Annotated in this window: 15 protein-coding genes; all 15 read right to left on the bottom strand. The window is 38.0% G+C overall.

All coding sequences use genetic code 11. The features are described from left to right. Nucleotides 1–17 precede the first annotated feature (17 nt). On the bottom strand, nt 18–746 hold the full coding sequence (atpB, locus tag BKP45_RS03585; RefSeq protein ID WP_071388374.1) for a F0F1 ATP synthase subunit A: 729 nt from the start codon (nt 744–746) through the stop codon (nt 18–20). Nucleotides 747–769: 23 nt separating this feature from the next. Continuing rightward, complete coding sequence (locus tag BKP45_RS03590) at nt 770–1,138, bottom strand: ATP synthase subunit I (RefSeq protein WP_071388375.1); 369 nt, start codon at nt 1,136–1,138, stop codon at nt 770–772. After that, nucleotides 1,138–1,368 carry an AtpZ/AtpI family protein gene (locus BKP45_RS03595; protein WP_071388376.1) on the bottom strand — a complete coding sequence of 77 codons (231 nt, stop codon included), beginning with the start codon at nt 1,366–1,368 and terminating at the stop codon, nt 1,138–1,140. The genes BKP45_RS03590 and BKP45_RS03595 overlap by 1 nt, the downstream gene beginning before the upstream one ends. Before the next feature lie 353 nt (nt 1,369–1,721). Continuing rightward, on the bottom strand, nt 1,722–3,977 hold the full coding sequence (locus BKP45_RS03600; protein ID WP_071388377.1) for a S8 family serine peptidase: 2,256 nt from the start codon (nt 3,975–3,977) through the stop codon (nt 1,722–1,724). A 107-nt stretch (nt 3,978–4,084) separates the two neighbouring features. Further along, nucleotides 4,085–4,714, bottom strand: coding sequence for a uracil phosphoribosyltransferase (upp, locus tag BKP45_RS03605; RefSeq protein WP_071388378.1), 630 nt, complete (start codon nt 4,712–4,714; stop codon nt 4,085–4,087). A gap of 380 nt (nt 4,715–5,094) precedes the next feature. Continuing rightward, entirely contained in the window at nt 5,095–5,622 is a 528-nt protein-coding gene (locus BKP45_RS03610; RefSeq protein ID WP_071388379.1) for a hypothetical protein, read from the bottom strand. Nucleotides 5,623–5,703: 81 nt separating this feature from the next. Continuing rightward, entirely contained in the window at nt 5,704–6,945 is a 1,242-nt protein-coding gene (glyA, locus tag BKP45_RS03615; protein ID WP_071388380.1) for a serine hydroxymethyltransferase, read from the bottom strand. Between the two features lie 322 nt (nt 6,946–7,267). Continuing rightward, on the bottom strand, nt 7,268–7,849 hold the full coding sequence (locus BKP45_RS03620) for a TIGR01440 family protein (protein ID WP_084787578.1): 582 nt from the start codon (nt 7,847–7,849) through the stop codon (nt 7,268–7,270). A 605-nt stretch (nt 7,850–8,454) separates the two neighbouring features. After that, nucleotides 8,455–8,892: a ribose 5-phosphate isomerase B gene (rpiB, locus tag BKP45_RS03625; protein WP_071388381.1), complete on the bottom strand. Its 438-nt coding sequence runs from the start codon at nt 8,890–8,892 to the stop codon at nt 8,455–8,457. 30 nt (nt 8,893–8,922) lie between these two features. Beyond that, nucleotides 8,923–10,218 carry a methyl-accepting chemotaxis protein gene (locus tag BKP45_RS03630; RefSeq protein WP_071388382.1) on the bottom strand — a complete coding sequence of 432 codons (1,296 nt, stop codon included), beginning with the start codon at nt 10,216–10,218 and terminating at the stop codon, nt 8,923–8,925. A 42-nt stretch (nt 10,219–10,260) separates the two neighbouring features. Further along, nucleotides 10,261–10,905 (bottom strand): low molecular weight protein arginine phosphatase, encoded by a 645-nt coding sequence (locus BKP45_RS03635; protein WP_071388383.1) that lies wholly within the window; start codon nt 10,903–10,905, stop codon nt 10,261–10,263. Nucleotides 10,906–11,046: 141 nt separating this feature from the next. Continuing rightward, nucleotides 11,047–11,568 (bottom strand): manganese efflux pump MntP, encoded by a 522-nt coding sequence (locus BKP45_RS03640; protein WP_084787687.1) that lies wholly within the window; start codon nt 11,566–11,568, stop codon nt 11,047–11,049. Nucleotides 11,569–11,705: 137 nt separating this feature from the next. Continuing rightward, nucleotides 11,706–12,758, bottom strand: coding sequence for an L-threonylcarbamoyladenylate synthase (locus BKP45_RS03645; protein WP_071388385.1), 1,053 nt, complete (start codon nt 12,756–12,758; stop codon nt 11,706–11,708). 177 nt (nt 12,759–12,935) lie between these two features. After that, entirely contained in the window at nt 12,936–13,382 is a 447-nt protein-coding gene (locus tag BKP45_RS03650) for a GNAT family N-acetyltransferase (RefSeq protein WP_071388386.1), read from the bottom strand. A 307-nt stretch (nt 13,383–13,689) separates the two neighbouring features. After that, the gene (gene spoIIR, locus BKP45_RS03655; protein ID WP_071388387.1) at nt 13,690–14,298 is read right to left on the bottom strand and encodes a stage II sporulation protein R; all 609 of its coding nucleotides are present in this window, start codon (nt 14,296–14,298) and stop codon (nt 13,690–13,692) included. Nucleotides 14,299–14,598 lie beyond the last annotated feature (300 nt).

Genomic DNA, 14,598 nt, shown 5'->3' on the forward strand with positions numbered 1-14,598 from the left:
GATAAACGAATTCGTTATTAATGATCTTCACTAACTTTGTGAGACATGTATACCATTGTTAGCATACAGAAGATAAACGCTTGTATAGAACCGATAAAGATACTAAAGGCTTGCCAGACCATGAGCGGTAAGGCTGTACCAAACGCAACAAGGAGACCACTGGTTCCTAAACTAACAAGCATTACCATTAACACTTCTTTGGCATAGATGTTACCAAAAAGACGCATTCCAAGTGTTAAAGTGTTAGAAAAATCTTCAACCACTTTAAACGGGAATAAGAAAAATACTGGACGGAAATAATCTTTTCCGTACTCTTTAACTCCTTTAAGCTTAATTCCATAATAGTGGGTTAAAACAATAACCATTGCTGCAAGAGAGAGTGTTAAAACTGGATCAGCTGTAGGCGATTTCCACCAAACCTCATAAACGCCATCAGCAATTTTTGATTTGATTTCAAATGGAACTCCCAGCATATTGGCAACAAATACGTATAATAAGACGGTCAAGCCTAAAATGACGAAGTTCTTACCAACTTTCCAATCCATATTATTATTAATAATGTTCTTAACAAAATCAACTAGCCATTCTAATGCATTTTGTGCTCCTGTCGGTTTCATTTGGATTCTTCGTGACATAAAAAAACAGACAAGGAAAACAATGATAGCTGTCACCGTCGTCATTAAAATGCTTGACAAGTTCACAAAAACACCAGGATATATTTCTCTTATGGGAGCAATTGTTTCCATTTCATTTCACCTCTTTTCTAAACTTATAGATATTTTAATTGAAATAAAGAATGAACCATTATGATAATATAGGTTAGCATTAAACCTATGATCACACTGATAAAATGAAATTGATCAGGGTATTGTGACGCAAAATAAACCGTTGCTAAAACAAGCAACATTCGAAACATTGTTCCTAGCGACCACTTAGCTCGTCCTTTATCTAACGATTCCCCAATCCTCTTAACTTGAAAATATGTACTCCATAGCTTGCCAAGACTCATAACCGATCCTAAAAATAAACCTAAAAAAATCGATTTATAAGGAGTTATAAAAGCTAAAATAAGAAATATTGAAACAATTATAGTTATATAAAATGTATAACGTTTTGTTAAAGCGATATAATCTTCCATTATTGATTATCTCCTAAGAAGTGCCGTACGACTTGAAAAACTCCATATGTACCAGTTCCAATCCCTACTAATAATCCAATAATGAGAAATGTTGATTGGGTTCCAAAATAACCATCTAACCATCTCCCGCCAAAGATCCCTAATAAAGTAGAACCAACTAAATACGAACTGATTGTAGACATCAAGGCCAAGGCTCTCATCGTTTGTCTGAAACGTTTAGGGTTTTGCATAAACACCTCGAAAAAAATTTTTGAACGTCCAAAATCATCTTCAGTTATGAAGTAGTTATGTAAAAATCACTTTTTGAAACCCTTACCGCCAGTATATCCTATGTAATCGTACAATAGGCCACTTTAGTCTGTCAATGCATAACCGGATGCACTAAAGCTTATTTTACAACACGCAAGTAGTGTTTACTAGTGTTTTTTTTTCAGTTTCTTCCTATTAAATTCAGATTATTTAATCTTGTACTCACCACAAAAAGTCACAAAAAGTTCACTATTTATGAAAGGTAATCTACATAATTGATTTCAAGGTTAATTGTGTGAGTGAAAACCTATATTTTACCCACACAATTAACCGTTCACCTTGTAAAGATTTCTTCTCCCTCCTTTAGTGGAATGTTCTCTCCGATATAGATCATCGTTTCAATAAGGTCTTCTCTCCCTTCTTTTTGAGCATAGACGAGCGTTTTATAGATCCCTTCTTCTAACTCTATATTTTCTATCTCTACTTCTAACATCCCTCTATCGACATTCTCTTTTACATCTAAATAATCTATAAATTGAAACGTATCAGGATCATATAGAACGATTCCTACTTCTTCTGCTCCACCTGGTAAGTATAATTCATAGCGATATTTTCCTTGTTCATCTCCAAATTCAAATGAGAATGCCATCAACCTTGGGTAGTTTGGTTCTTCTATAAAAAACATATATGGCACTCGTACAGGATCTTTCCCACCTTCAACGATCAACTCTCCGTAATGAATCCCTGATTGAAAGACTCCAGGGAGTATATCAATTGTAACCGGAACTTTCTTTGATTCATTAGGTTTTATTGTAACTGAAAATGGTACTTTCCATTGAACACCATCCGGAACAATGAACGGTGGTTTCACATGGTAGGTTCTTGTTATATCTGACGTGTTCTTTATCGTCAATTCTACTTCTCTCGTTTGTCGCGCTTCTTCTCTTGTCCACGTTCCAAATCCGATACTTGCAGGATACACGAGCGTTTCTGCATAAATAGCTTTCTCAATTTGAATTCTTCCTGTCCCTTGTTCATGCGGTGAATACGGTTTCCCTTCCATATCTTGAAGCGGTTTTGCAGTGTTCATAATTGCAGCTTTTATCTCTTCTACCGTCCACTCTGGGTTTGCTTGCTTTACTAATGCAGCGGTCCCCGCCACATGAGGCGCTGACATACTCGTTCCATTTAACCCTAAATACCCCTTTGGTATCGTACTATCGATCGCAACTCCAGGAGCGACAACATCTGGTTTTACTCCCCAAGTATGAGTCACCGGACCTCGAGAACTGAACGAGGCTATTTGATCTTCTTCTTTACGGTAAATCGTACGCAAGAAATTTTTCTCTTTTTTTCCTAATTGCTCAAGAAGCCATTCGCCATCCTCTTTTGAAATAGAAACAACGGGTATTTCTATTTGTTGGTCTAATCCCCCCATAAAACTACCTGGTGTGTTGTTGTAGATTATCACGGCTTTTGCACCTGCGAGCATCGCTTTTTGGGCTTTTTCGCCAAAGGGAATAACACCTCTTTTTATTAAAACAATTTTATTTTCTATGTCTGTCAAATCTTCCTCTCGACCTAGTCCTGCTTCAACGATTTTGTAATCTCGTTTAAATGTCCATGGTTTTGAACCTACCATGATATTTAGAGGGATTTCTCTTTTTTTGCTTCCGACCGTTAAGTACGGAACATTTAACGGGGGCGTTGATGCACCAACTGAGATGGCATTCTCGGATGTTCCTGGTGAGCCAACCGTCCACATATTAGGTCCACTATTCCCATTTGAGGTTACAGCAATGACTCCTTTTTCCACTGCTTTATCTAATGCAATACTCGTTGGCCAATCTGGTCCATTAACAGTATTTCCTAGGGAAAGATTAATAATATCTACGCCATCTTCAACTGCTTTTTCTATTGCTTCAATAACTTGCTCTGTCGTCCCTTTTCCACCAGGACCTAGCGCTCTGTATGCATATATTTCCGCATCAGGGGCTACACCTTTGATTTTACCGTTGGCAGCTATAATTCCGGCGACGTGTGTTCCATGAATGGTACTAAGACCTTGTTCTTTTGTTGTCTCCATTGGATCATTATCTTGATCTACGACATCGTAACCACCTTTGAAATTTTTCTTTAAATCAGGGTGCTCGTAATCGACCCCTGTATCTATAACAGCAATTTTTATCCCTTTACCTGTTAATCGTTCACCTTTTTCATCGAGCTTCCCTCTAACATTTCCACCACCAATAAATGGAACACTCTCATCTACCGTGACCTCATAAGTGCGAATTGGATCAACTCGCTTTACTCCATCTAACTTTTCAAGAAGGGCAATATCTTTTTTCTCTATCTGCATGGAAAACCCAGTAAATAACGTATTAAATATTTTTCTAACTTGGCCTTTTGGTAGTTGAGCTTTAATTCGGGAGAGCACTTCTTGTGAATTTCCCTCCACCTCGACTAGCACCACTGTATCCTCCTCTATATTTTTTTTCTCTATTGGAGGGCGCTCAGGGAATGTTGCAGCCACACTTATCGTATAAAAACTGATATAAAACAGAAACGTTAAGATACTAACTTTTTTCATTCTAATTGAAAATACCCTCCTAACATTAAGTGTATTTAGCATTTTTTAGCTTTCCACAATAAAATAAAAAAATGCGAACGAATATCGTCCGCATTTATTACTCGAATTTATTTCGTTCCAAATAGACGATCTCCTGCATCACCTAGTCCTGGTACGATATATCCTTTTTCATTTAATTTTTCATCTAACGCTGCTAAATAGATGTCTACGTCCGGATGTGCTTCTTGAAAGATTTCTACACCTTCTGGGGCAGCAATTAAACACATAAGTTTAATATTTTTTGCACCACGTTTTTTCAAACTATTGATGGCTTCTACCGCTGAACCACCTGTCGCTAGCATTGGATCAATAACAATAAATTCACGCTCTTCTACATCAGTAGGAAGCTTTACGTAGTATTCTACTGGCTGTAGTGTTTCAGGATCACGATACAAACCAACGTGACCAACTTTTGCTGCTGGGATTAGTTTTAAGATCCCATCAACCATTCCTAATCCAGCTCGTAAAATAGGAACTAAACCTAATTTTTTACCAGCAATTGTTTTTGATTTAGCTGGACCTACAGGTGTTTCAATCGTTACTTCTTGAAGCGGTAAGTCGCGAGTAATTTCAAAGGCCATAAGTGCAGCAACCTCATCTACTAGTTCACGAAACTCCTTTGTACCTGTACTTTTATCTCTTATGTACGTTAACTTATGTTGAATTAATGGGTGATCAAAAACAAATACTTTACTCATGTTTAAACGCTCCTATTCTTTTGAGTTGTACTATCAATTAATATGCCACGTAAACTCTTTTTTGCTCCTTGAAGATTTTACATAAAAAGTCGATTTACTTCAAGGTAAATTTATAAATATTGTTTGTATAGGTCGAATCTTGACGACTATTTTGGGTATTTTTCCATAATATTAGAAATTAATGGATGGGAGCACAATTAAAGGAGCGATCACATTTTTTTGGAAGCGCGCACATTTTCAGCGGTTTCGCTCACAAACTCGCGTGTACCGCGCACAATCCAAATGGTTTCGCGCATATTTCCGTGACCGTGCAGAAATTCCGTAAAATCGCGCACATTTTCATTCGTTCCGCTCACAAACTCGCGTGTACCGCGCACAAATCAAGTGGTTTCGCGCACATTCCAAGTGGTTTCGCGCATATTTCTGTGACCGCACAGAAATTCCGTAAAGTCGCGCACATTTTCATTCGTTCCGCTCACAAACTCGCGTGTACCGCGCACAATCCAAATGGTTTCGCGCATATTTCTGTGACCGCGCAGAAATTCCGTAAAATCGCGCACATTTTCATTCGTTCCGCTCACAAACTCGCGTGTACCGCGCACATTCCAAGTGGTTTCGCGCATATTTCCGTGACCGCGCAGAAATTCCGTAAAATCGCGCACATTTTCATTCGTTTCGCTCACAAACTCGCATGTACCGCGCACATTCCAAATGGTTTCGCGCATATTTCTGCGATCGCGCAGAAATTCCGTAAAATCGCGCACATTTTCATTCGTTCCGCTCACAAACTCGCGTGTACCGCGCACATTCCAAGTGGTTTCGCGCATATTTCCGTAACCGCGCAGAAACTCCGCAAAATCGCGCACATTTTCATTCGTTCCGCTCACAAACTCGCGTGTACCGCGCACAAACTTCGCTGCCCCCCCTACCTGTTCAATAAAAAAGCACAAAGAAAGTTCGAATGAACATTCTTTGTGCTTTGATCTACTTTATAAGTTTGGATAAAGTGGGTGTTTTTTCATTAGAGCTGAAACGCGCTCTCTTGCTTCTGCAAGCTTCTCTTCATTGTCTACATTTTTTAATGTTAGAGCAATGATTTCTCCGATTTCATCCATATCTTCTAGACCTAGACCACGAGATGTAACTGCTGCAGTTCCGATACGAATACCACTTGTTACAAATGGGCTTTGTGGGTCAAAAGGAATTGTATTTTTGTTTGTAGTAATACCAATTTCATCTAAAGCATGTTCTGCTACTTTTCCTGTTAAGTCAAGGCTACGTAGGTCAAGTAAGACAAGGTGATTATCCGTACCACCAGAGATTAAGTTGATGCCCTCTGATAATAACTTGTTTGCTAAGCGATCAGCATTTTCAACGATGCGCTTACCATAATCTTTAAAATCATCTTGAAGAACTTCACCAAATGCTACTGCCTTAGCAGCGATAACATGCATTAATGGACCACCTTGGATACCAGGGAAAATTGCTTTATCAATTTTCTTTGCCCATTCTTCTTTACATAAAATCATCCCACCACGAGGTCCACGAAGTGTTTTGTGAGTTGTTGTCGTTACAAAGTCACAGTAAGGGACTGGGTTGTCATGGAAACCAGCCGCTACAAGTCCTGCAATGTGAGCCATATCTACCATGAAATACGCGCCAACTTCATCTGCAATTTCACGGAACTTTTGGAAATCAATTGCTCTTGGATAAGCACTAGCACCAGCAACGATTAACTTTGGCTTATGTACTCTTGCTTTTTCTAATACATCATCATAATCAATACGGTGATTTACTTCATCAACACCATACTCAACAAAGTTATACTGAACTCCACTAAAGTTTACAGGGCTTCCGTGTGTTAGGTGACCACCATGTGATAAGTTCATCCCTAATACTGTGTCGCCATGTTCTAAAATTGTGAAGTAAACTGCCATGTTTGCTTGTGCACCTGAATGTGGTTGCACATTAACGTGCTCTGCTCCAAAAATTTGTTTTGCACGGTCTCTAGCAATATCTTCTGCTACATCAACGTGCTCACAACCCCCATAATAACGTTTACCAGGGTATCCTTCTGCATATTTATTAGTCAGTACTGATCCTTGTGCTTCCATTACAGCTTGACTTACAAAGTTTTCAGAAGCAATCAATTCAATTTTATCCCTTTGTCTTGCTAATTCGTCTTGCATCGCTGCATAAAGTTTCGGATCTTGTTGCTTAAGATTTTCCATTTTCAAACTCCCTTCGATACACTAAACCATTAAAGTGATATTCATTTTAGTATTGTAACACAAAAAAATTTTGAATTAACTGTTTTTTAGGAAAATTTCAGATAAAAATTTTTTTCAAATTCGCAGCAGCTTCTACCACCTATTATTTTGAAAGGGCCCACTAAAATTTAGGTAAATGGGTTATTCCAAAATAGTCTAGATTAAGGTGATGGATGCAAGCATGGTTAATTATCTACTTTATCTATGTTTTCCTTCAATACTTGATTTACTCGTGAAACAAATAAAATTCAAATAAGAATCTGTCATACAACAGAGAACGACACTAGTCACATTTACCAGTATCATCTTGAATTTCATAAACGGCCCTAGCACCACCAATAAGTTTGGGGCGAGTTTTCGCTAAAGTTAGGTGAGCTTGTCCAATCATTTTAATCTTACTTCTGACAGGAACTGCTACATGCTTTAAATGCATACCAATCAATGTATCACCAATATCGACACCAGCATCTGCTTTTATAAATTCAACCACTACCGGCTTTTGGAGGTGTTGATACGCATAAGAAGCCATAGAGCCACCAGCCTTCGGAACAGGGATTACTGATACTTGTTCTAAATTATAGTCGCTTTGCGTTTTTTCTTCAACAACTAAGGCTCGGTTTAAATGTTCACAGCATTGAAAAGCAAGTTGGACCCCTGTTTTTTCTTGAAAAGAACGAAGCGCACGAAAAATTTCCCCGGCAACTTCTTTTGTTCCAGATGTGCCTATATGCTTACCAATCACTTCACTCGTGCTTGTTCCAACTACAAGTATGTCACCTTTATGTAAAGTTGATTGAGCATCTAGGTCTGTTAATGCTTGTAACAATTGTTCATATATTTCTTCTGTAATTGAATTTTCAACCATGTTAACCACCACTTTTTAAAAGTAAATTTTTTAAGCCTTACATGATAAGAAAAGCGCAAGCGCCCTTGCTCATCGACGTAATAAGCTGGACTGAGTCGAGTGAGATATAGGAGGGTCGAAAGTCGTTAGACTTTCGTTCTCGACTTATCGTAGACGAGACGAAGGAAGCTTTCTAGTCGATAGGGCGCTGGAGCTAGACAGTTTCTAAGTTAGAAATTTTATACTTTCTTACCTTGTAAGAAAAGCGCAAGCGCCTTGGTCACGAGCAGCTGCTCCTGTGCCACTCCGTTTGCTCAAGAGCAAAGCCGCTTCGAAGCAATCCAAGTAGTAGCTTCACTGGGCGGCCTTTGACAGAAGCCGCTCTTTGGCTTCCTACGTGCTTCTGCGTCTTCTAGTATTGCTTCGTAGTAAGCTTCCTCGAAGCAAAGCTGCATGAAGCTATTCTGAGACGTTATACAAGTAGTTATTGAAGTCAGTTGCTTGACTGAAGTGACCGAGCTCGTAGGCTGCTTTCGCTAGACAGTTTCTAAGTTAGAAATTAATAAATTCTAATTATATAAAATATCCACCAAGTTGAGTATTCCCCTACCTGATGGATGTTAATGTTAATTTTCTAATTTTGTAATTTTATCCACACGGATGGCATGTCTACCACCTTCGAATTCTGTTTCTAACCAAATTTTCGCTATTTCTCTAGCAAGTCCTGGTCCAACTACTCTTTCCCCCATAGCAAGGATATTGCTATCGTTATGTTCTCTAGTTGCTTTTGCACTAAATGTATCGTGAGCAAGTGCGCAACGAATTCCTTTTACTTTGTTTGCTGCGATACTCATTCCAATACCTGTCCCACAAATTAAAATACCACGATCTACTTCTTTGCTCGCGACTTTTTGCGCTACTGGTAGGGCATAATCTGGATAGTCAACAGATTCACTGCACGTACAGCCAACATCCTCATATTGGATATTCATTTCGTCCATTAATGCCTTTAGTTCTTCTTTAATGTTAATTCCACCGTGATCTGATCCAATTGCTACTTTCATAATAAAAAGCCTCCAAATTCCTTAAAAAATTTATAATGCGAATTTACGAATTGTTCGCTTTAATTCTATCGCTTGGTTAGCTAAAACTTGTGCCGATGCTGCAATCTCTTGCATTACCGCCGTTTGTTGTTGTGCAGCTGTTGATACTTCGATTGTACCGGCTGATGTTTCTTCAGCAATAGCCGCTACTTCTTGTGATTCTTTTGTCGTTATTTTAATCGCATCGAGCTGTCGATCAATCAATTGTGATATATCCTGAACCGCAGTTGCTACATCATTCACTGACTTTGCCACATCAGCAATTGCTTCATTGGTACTTGTACCTTTAATCGCTTCTTCGTTTGCAGTTTCCACTTGCTTAGATATTTGATTAACAACATTAGCAACTTCTACTTGAATATTGTTAATCAAATGAGAAATACCTTGAACCGCTTTTGAGCTTTCATCAGCTAGTTTCCGAACTTCATCTGCAACGATTGCAAAACCTTTGCCATGCTCTCCAGCTCGTGCAGCTTCAATCGACGCATTTAAAGCGAGTAAATTCGTTTGGTTAGCAATATCTCCTACTAATGAGATGATTTCTCCCACTTTTTTAGCGTGAGCTTCTAATCGATGAACAGCGGATAATGAGTTTTGATTATCATTAGCTAACTGACTTATTCCAGACACGAGCGATTGTATAATTTGTTTACTCTCATTTAACGTAGTCACCATTTCATTTGACAATTGTTTTGAAGCGTTTGCTCGTTCTTGAACTTGATCAGCCAAGCAAGAAACCTCTTCCATAGAAGCAGCTGTTTTTTGAATCGCATCAGCAGAGTTTTCTGCTCCGACTGAAATTTCTTCAACAGTGCGACCAATATCTTCGGATTGTCTAGCAGCGGATGTAGAGGCTTCTTGAATTCCATTAACTTTTTCATTCGTTAGCTCGAAATTCTCACCAATTTCCGTAACCATCTTCCGTAAATTTTGGACCATACCTTGATAAGCAAGACCTAACGCACGAATTTCATCGTCAGATTTGGTTACTTCTACATCAACTCGAATATCACCATCTGCAACTTTTCTTGAAGCTTCTTCTAATTTCCTTAGCGGCTTTGTAATAAATCCTGCTACTACAAAACCAAGGATGGCACACCAAACGACTCCTAATACTAGGGTAATAGCTGTAAAAATACTTTCATTAACACCTAACTTTGACCCTAAAACTTCACTTAAGTAAAAAAGAAAGAATGCACTTGTGGCATATGTAACTGCCGCAACAGTCGAGATCCCTACTACCATCTTTTTTCTCAAACTAAATTTATATTTTTTGATTTCACTCACTATTATTCCCCTCCCCCTAGTCTATTTACTTCATAAAAACATCTATATTTTTTTTAACATATGATCAATTGCTTCCTCTATTTCCTTTGCCGTATTTCGATAGATTTCAAACGAACCACCGAAAGGGTCAGAAATATCAAGGTTGAGTATTTGTTTTTCTGCTTCTTCAATCGCTTTTCGATCTTCGTTTAGCAATTGCTGAAGATTTTGAGTGAGCGCATTTAATTGGCTTTTCGATTCGTCGTCGTTAGCCTTATTTAACTCTTCAATTTTTTCTTTGTTTTCCCCTAAAAATTTAGCTTGCTTTATTTCTAGCTCCGCGTAATGATGTTGAAGTAACGATTGAATTTTATCAACGTCTTCTTTAAACGCATATTCTTTTAGTGTAAAAATCTTGTCCACGAAAAATGGAAATTGTTTTACTAATAAACGTTTGTGACTTACAGTTAGAGTTAGAACAATATCTGCCCATTTCATTAATTGTTCATTTACTTGATTAGAAAGATGCTCAAAAGGAATACCTTTTTCACCTAACACATTAAGTGACCCTTCAGAAACATTCATTCCAGGGAGAGCACTTACACCTGCGGACTTCACTTGTAAATCTGGGCGTTTATGTTTTAAAAGAGCTTCTGCTAGAGGACTTCTGCAAGTATTCCCTGTACATACAAAGAGGAATCGTTCCATGTTACCACATCCCTTCGATATATAAATAAAAATCTATCAACCCTTGTTTTTTCATATAAAATATACCGTCTGCACTCTGAAAACACTTTCTTAGTTTAACATATATTTTATCTTTTTAAAGGTAAAATATATCCTATATGGCTAAATTGGGAATATCAATTTCAACCCAAACGCCAGTAATATACCCCCTCCTAATAATTCTCCGTAAACCCCTATGTACCCTTCTACTTTTTTCCCAATTATTAAGCCTAACCACGATAAAATCATACTTACCATCCCAAAGCAAGCTAGCGTTATAATCGTTTTTGCTCCAATCATTCCTAAACTTAATCCAGCTGAAAAGCTATCAATACTTACACTTACCGCAAATAACAGTAAACCGAAACCCACAGGTTTAATAACACCACTATCTCTATCATGAGAAAAAAGTGCTGAGTAAATCATTTGGCAGCCTAGAAATAACAATAAACCACCACCGATCATGATTGCTAACATTCCAAAATATTGAGTTAAAAATTTCCCGACAATTAGTCCAATAAACGGCATAACAATGTGAAATGCACCAACCGTAACGCCAATATTAAAAATATGCCTATACCTTAGGCCGATCATTCCCATTCCAATAGCTAACGAAAAGGCGTCCATCCCTAATGCAAAGGCCATAATCGTTATCGTAATCATTTCACCTATCAAAAGGATCTCCTCCTTGTACATGCTACTCTAAACTATGCACGTCCAAGGGGATTTATGTAATTTTACACATACGAAATACTTACATAGTGATATATAACAGAAAGTTACTAATTACTCTTTAAAATATCTCCACCAGCAGCTTTTGTCAGTCGATTCATAATTGCTTTTCCAACGCCTTTCTCAGGGAAAATTTCGCTGTATATGATATCAAGATCATACTGATCAAATTTTCTTAGCACCTCATAAAGATGCTGCGCTACTGTATGGAGGTCGTCTTTCGTGCCACATGGCAAAACAACGTCAGCATGAAATTTTTCGGCGTTCTCATTAGTAGTAAGTACACCAACTTTTTTCTGCTCTTCCTTCGCTTTCGTGACTAAAGTTTGAATAAACTCATCATTCCCGTCTACTAAAACCAACTTAGCTTGAGGAGCGTAATGCTTATATTTTAACCCAGGAGATTTAGGTGCTTGTCCATTTTCTTCTAAAGCAGGGTCAACAGCGACTGAACCAATAACTTCTTCTATTTGCTCGCGCGTAACACCACCAGGTCGCAATATCATCGGAATGTCTGTCGTCAAATCTAAAACTGTCGATTCGACTCCTACCCCTGTTGCACCACCGTCAACGATCCCAGCAATCTTACCAGCAAGATCTTCAAACACATGGGCAGCCGTTGTCGGACTAGGCTTACCAGAAACGTTTGCACTCGGCGCTGCTACAGGTGTGTTAGCTTCGGTTAGTAACGAAAGGGCAACTGGATGATCTGGCATTCGAACAGCAACTGTGGATAAGCCTGCCGTTACACGTTCGGCAATCCCTTCTCCTTTTTCTAAAACAAGTGTTAAAGGCCCTGGCCAAAATACTTCCATTAATTCCTCTGCTATTGGAGGAACTCTTTTTACTAGCTTTTGAAGCTGCTCTTTATTTGATATGTGGATAATTAACGGGTTGTCACTCGGCCTTCCTTTTGCTTTAAAAATCTTCTCTACAGCCGCGTCAGAATAGGCATTGGCGCCTAAACCATAAACTGTTTCTGTTGGAAATGCAACCACTTCATTATCAGTTATCCACATCGCAGCCTCTTTTATCTGTGGACAAGTGTTGTGGATATCCATTTTTTCATCCACAATCCACAGCTTCGTCTTTACGACATCCATTTACAGTTTTCCCCCTTTATTTTAGGACTCTTTAACAATTATAGTTTAAAAAAGTTAAAAAACAAAAACAGTTATCCACGGATTGTGGATAACCTGTTGATAATTTTAAAATTTCTAACAATTACCTTACTGTATCATATACTAGTTTGTCCACATTTTGAAGATTTTTTTCAAAGGCTATAACCTCTCTGTGGATATTGACATAACTTTCGTAACTCCTTCAACATATTGTGCAAAATGTTCCGATTGCTTTAAGTGATCAGGGATTTTATCCTCAGCAAGAATTTTAAATCCGATATACTCAAAGAACGGTAAAGACGAATTTGTGAGTAAGTACAAGTTTTCATACCCTTTTTGTTTTCCATACGAAACAGCAAGCTCAATAAAATTTAACCCTATTTTTGCATTCCAATTCTCTGATGTGAGTACGAGCGAACGTAACAACCCATCTTTTCCAATCGGCTCAATTCCAACGGTTCCAATAATTTTTTTGTTCGGGTCTTCGACTACAAGAAAGTTATCAATATTTTGCTCAAGTCCTCGCTTCGATAAACTAGCCTTCGCTAATAAGTGTTGGATCGGTAATAAATCTTTTTCAGTAGCAATTCTTATAACTATCCCCATTTTTTCTCCTCCTACAACTTTTGAGCTTGTACTATCATCCTATGTACAAGAAGAAGGGGATATCACTATTTTTTCATTTTAACATTTAACTACTTCGTCGATGNTCAAGTGCGTTNNGCTTTTCTCTGGCTAGCTACACGCACTATCGACTTAGAAGCTTCACTCGTCTCGTCTTCGATAAGTCGAGGGCAAAAGTCTATTGTCTTTTGACTCTCCTTTATCTCACTCGACTCGATCCAGCTTTTTCGTCGATGTTCAAGTGCGTTTCGCTTTTCTCTGGCTAGCTCCAGGCGCCTTGCGCTTTTCTTTATACAAATATGTTTTTTACTTTTGTGAATAGGTCGAAGACGAAAAAGCGAACTTCTACTTCATCTTCATTTTCACTTGATTGTTCTTTGGCGCCATCACCCTCTACTGCATCGCCATTAGCAAAGTCAATAAAGCATAGTGGTGGAAATAACACACACCACCAATTTTCACCTTTACCTTCACCAATCGTAATTAAAATTGCTTCATATAGTCCAGCGGGATATAACGTATTGCCATACAATTTTGTTGGAAATTGAACTTCATCAAACTCGACTGTAAAACTATCTGTAATACCAATTCTAGTAAGCTCTAATTGTACAATTTCTTCTATTCTATCTAATTGAGTACGAATAACACCTCTGGCATCATCAATTGATTCTAACTCCGTTACCCACTCAGTTATCTCCATGTTTACTTGGTCTCGAATTTCTCTTTTTAGCCACTGATCCTTCGGCGAGTCACTGTTTGCTAATATTCTTAGGCGAATAGCTTCATCTGGAATTGCAACTAAATTTGCGGCTGCAACCGACATACTTCTTTGGGCTTCCCAACTCATCATTAAAACTAATAAACTAGTAAATATATATATAAGTGCTTTTTGATTCATTTTCGCCACCATCCCTTCGATAGTCACAGTTTGGACAGGATGACGAAAACTTAAACGTACTTTTTAAAAAATATAAAAAAAGACATAAACGAAAAAGTTAACGAAGCAAACGTTCAATTGTCACGTATAAGAATATGAAACTCTAAACTTTTTATTAATAAAAATATAATAGCAGTTTTTTGATTTATGATGAAAGGCCTCACCTTAATCACAATACGCCTCGAACAACTAGGAGTAACCTAAAATCTTATATGTAAATATGAACAAACAATGGGGATAAAGCGTTAATCCCCATTGTTT

Source organism: Anaerobacillus alkalidiazotrophicus, assembly GCF_001866055.1.

Bases quoted from the DNA above. Each gene is read 5' to 3' on its own strand.
- BKP45_RS03645 (WP_071388385.1), bottom strand. From the start codon at position 12,758: ATGGATGTCGTAAAGACGAAGCTGTGGATTGTGGATGAAAAAATGGAT.
- BKP45_RS03635 (WP_071388383.1), bottom strand. From the start codon at position 10,905: ATGGAACGATTCCTCTTTGTATGTACAGGGAATACTTGCAGAAGTCCT.
- BKP45_RS03595 (WP_071388376.1), bottom strand. From the start codon at position 1,368: ATGCAAAACCCTAAACGTTTCAGACAAACGATGAGAGCCTTGGCCTTG.
- BKP45_RS03650 (WP_071388386.1), bottom strand. From the start codon at position 13,382: ATGGGGATAGTTATAAGAATTGCTACTGAAAAAGATTTATTACCGATC.
- rpiB (WP_071388381.1), bottom strand. From the start codon at position 8,892: ATGAAAGTAGCAATTGGATCAGATCACGGTGGAATTAACATTAAAGAA.
- BKP45_RS03640 (WP_084787687.1), bottom strand. From the start codon at position 11,568: ATGGCCTTTGCATTAGGGATGGACGCCTTTTCGTTAGCTATTGGAATG.
- BKP45_RS03590 (WP_071388375.1), bottom strand. From the start codon at position 1,138: ATGGAAGATTATATCGCTTTAACAAAACGTTATACATTTTATATAACT.
- BKP45_RS03600 (WP_071388377.1), bottom strand. From the start codon at position 3,977: ATGAAAAAAGTTAGTATCTTAACGTTTCTGTTTTATATCAGTTTTTAT.
- BKP45_RS03620 (WP_084787578.1), bottom strand. From the start codon at position 7,849: ATGGTTGAAAATTCAATTACAGAAGAAATATATGAACAATTGTTACAA.
- glyA (WP_071388380.1), bottom strand. From the start codon at position 6,945: ATGGAAAATCTTAAGCAACAAGATCCGAAACTTTATGCAGCGATGCAA.
- spoIIR (WP_071388387.1), bottom strand. From the start codon at position 14,298: ATGAATCAAAAAGCACTTATATATATATTTACTAGTTTATTAGTTTTA.
- upp (WP_071388378.1), bottom strand. From the start codon at position 4,714: ATGAGTAAAGTATTTGTTTTTGATCACCCATTAATTCAACATAAGTTA.
- atpB (WP_071388374.1), bottom strand. From the start codon at position 746: ATGGAAACAATTGCTCCCATAAGAGAAATATATCCTGGTGTTTTTGTG.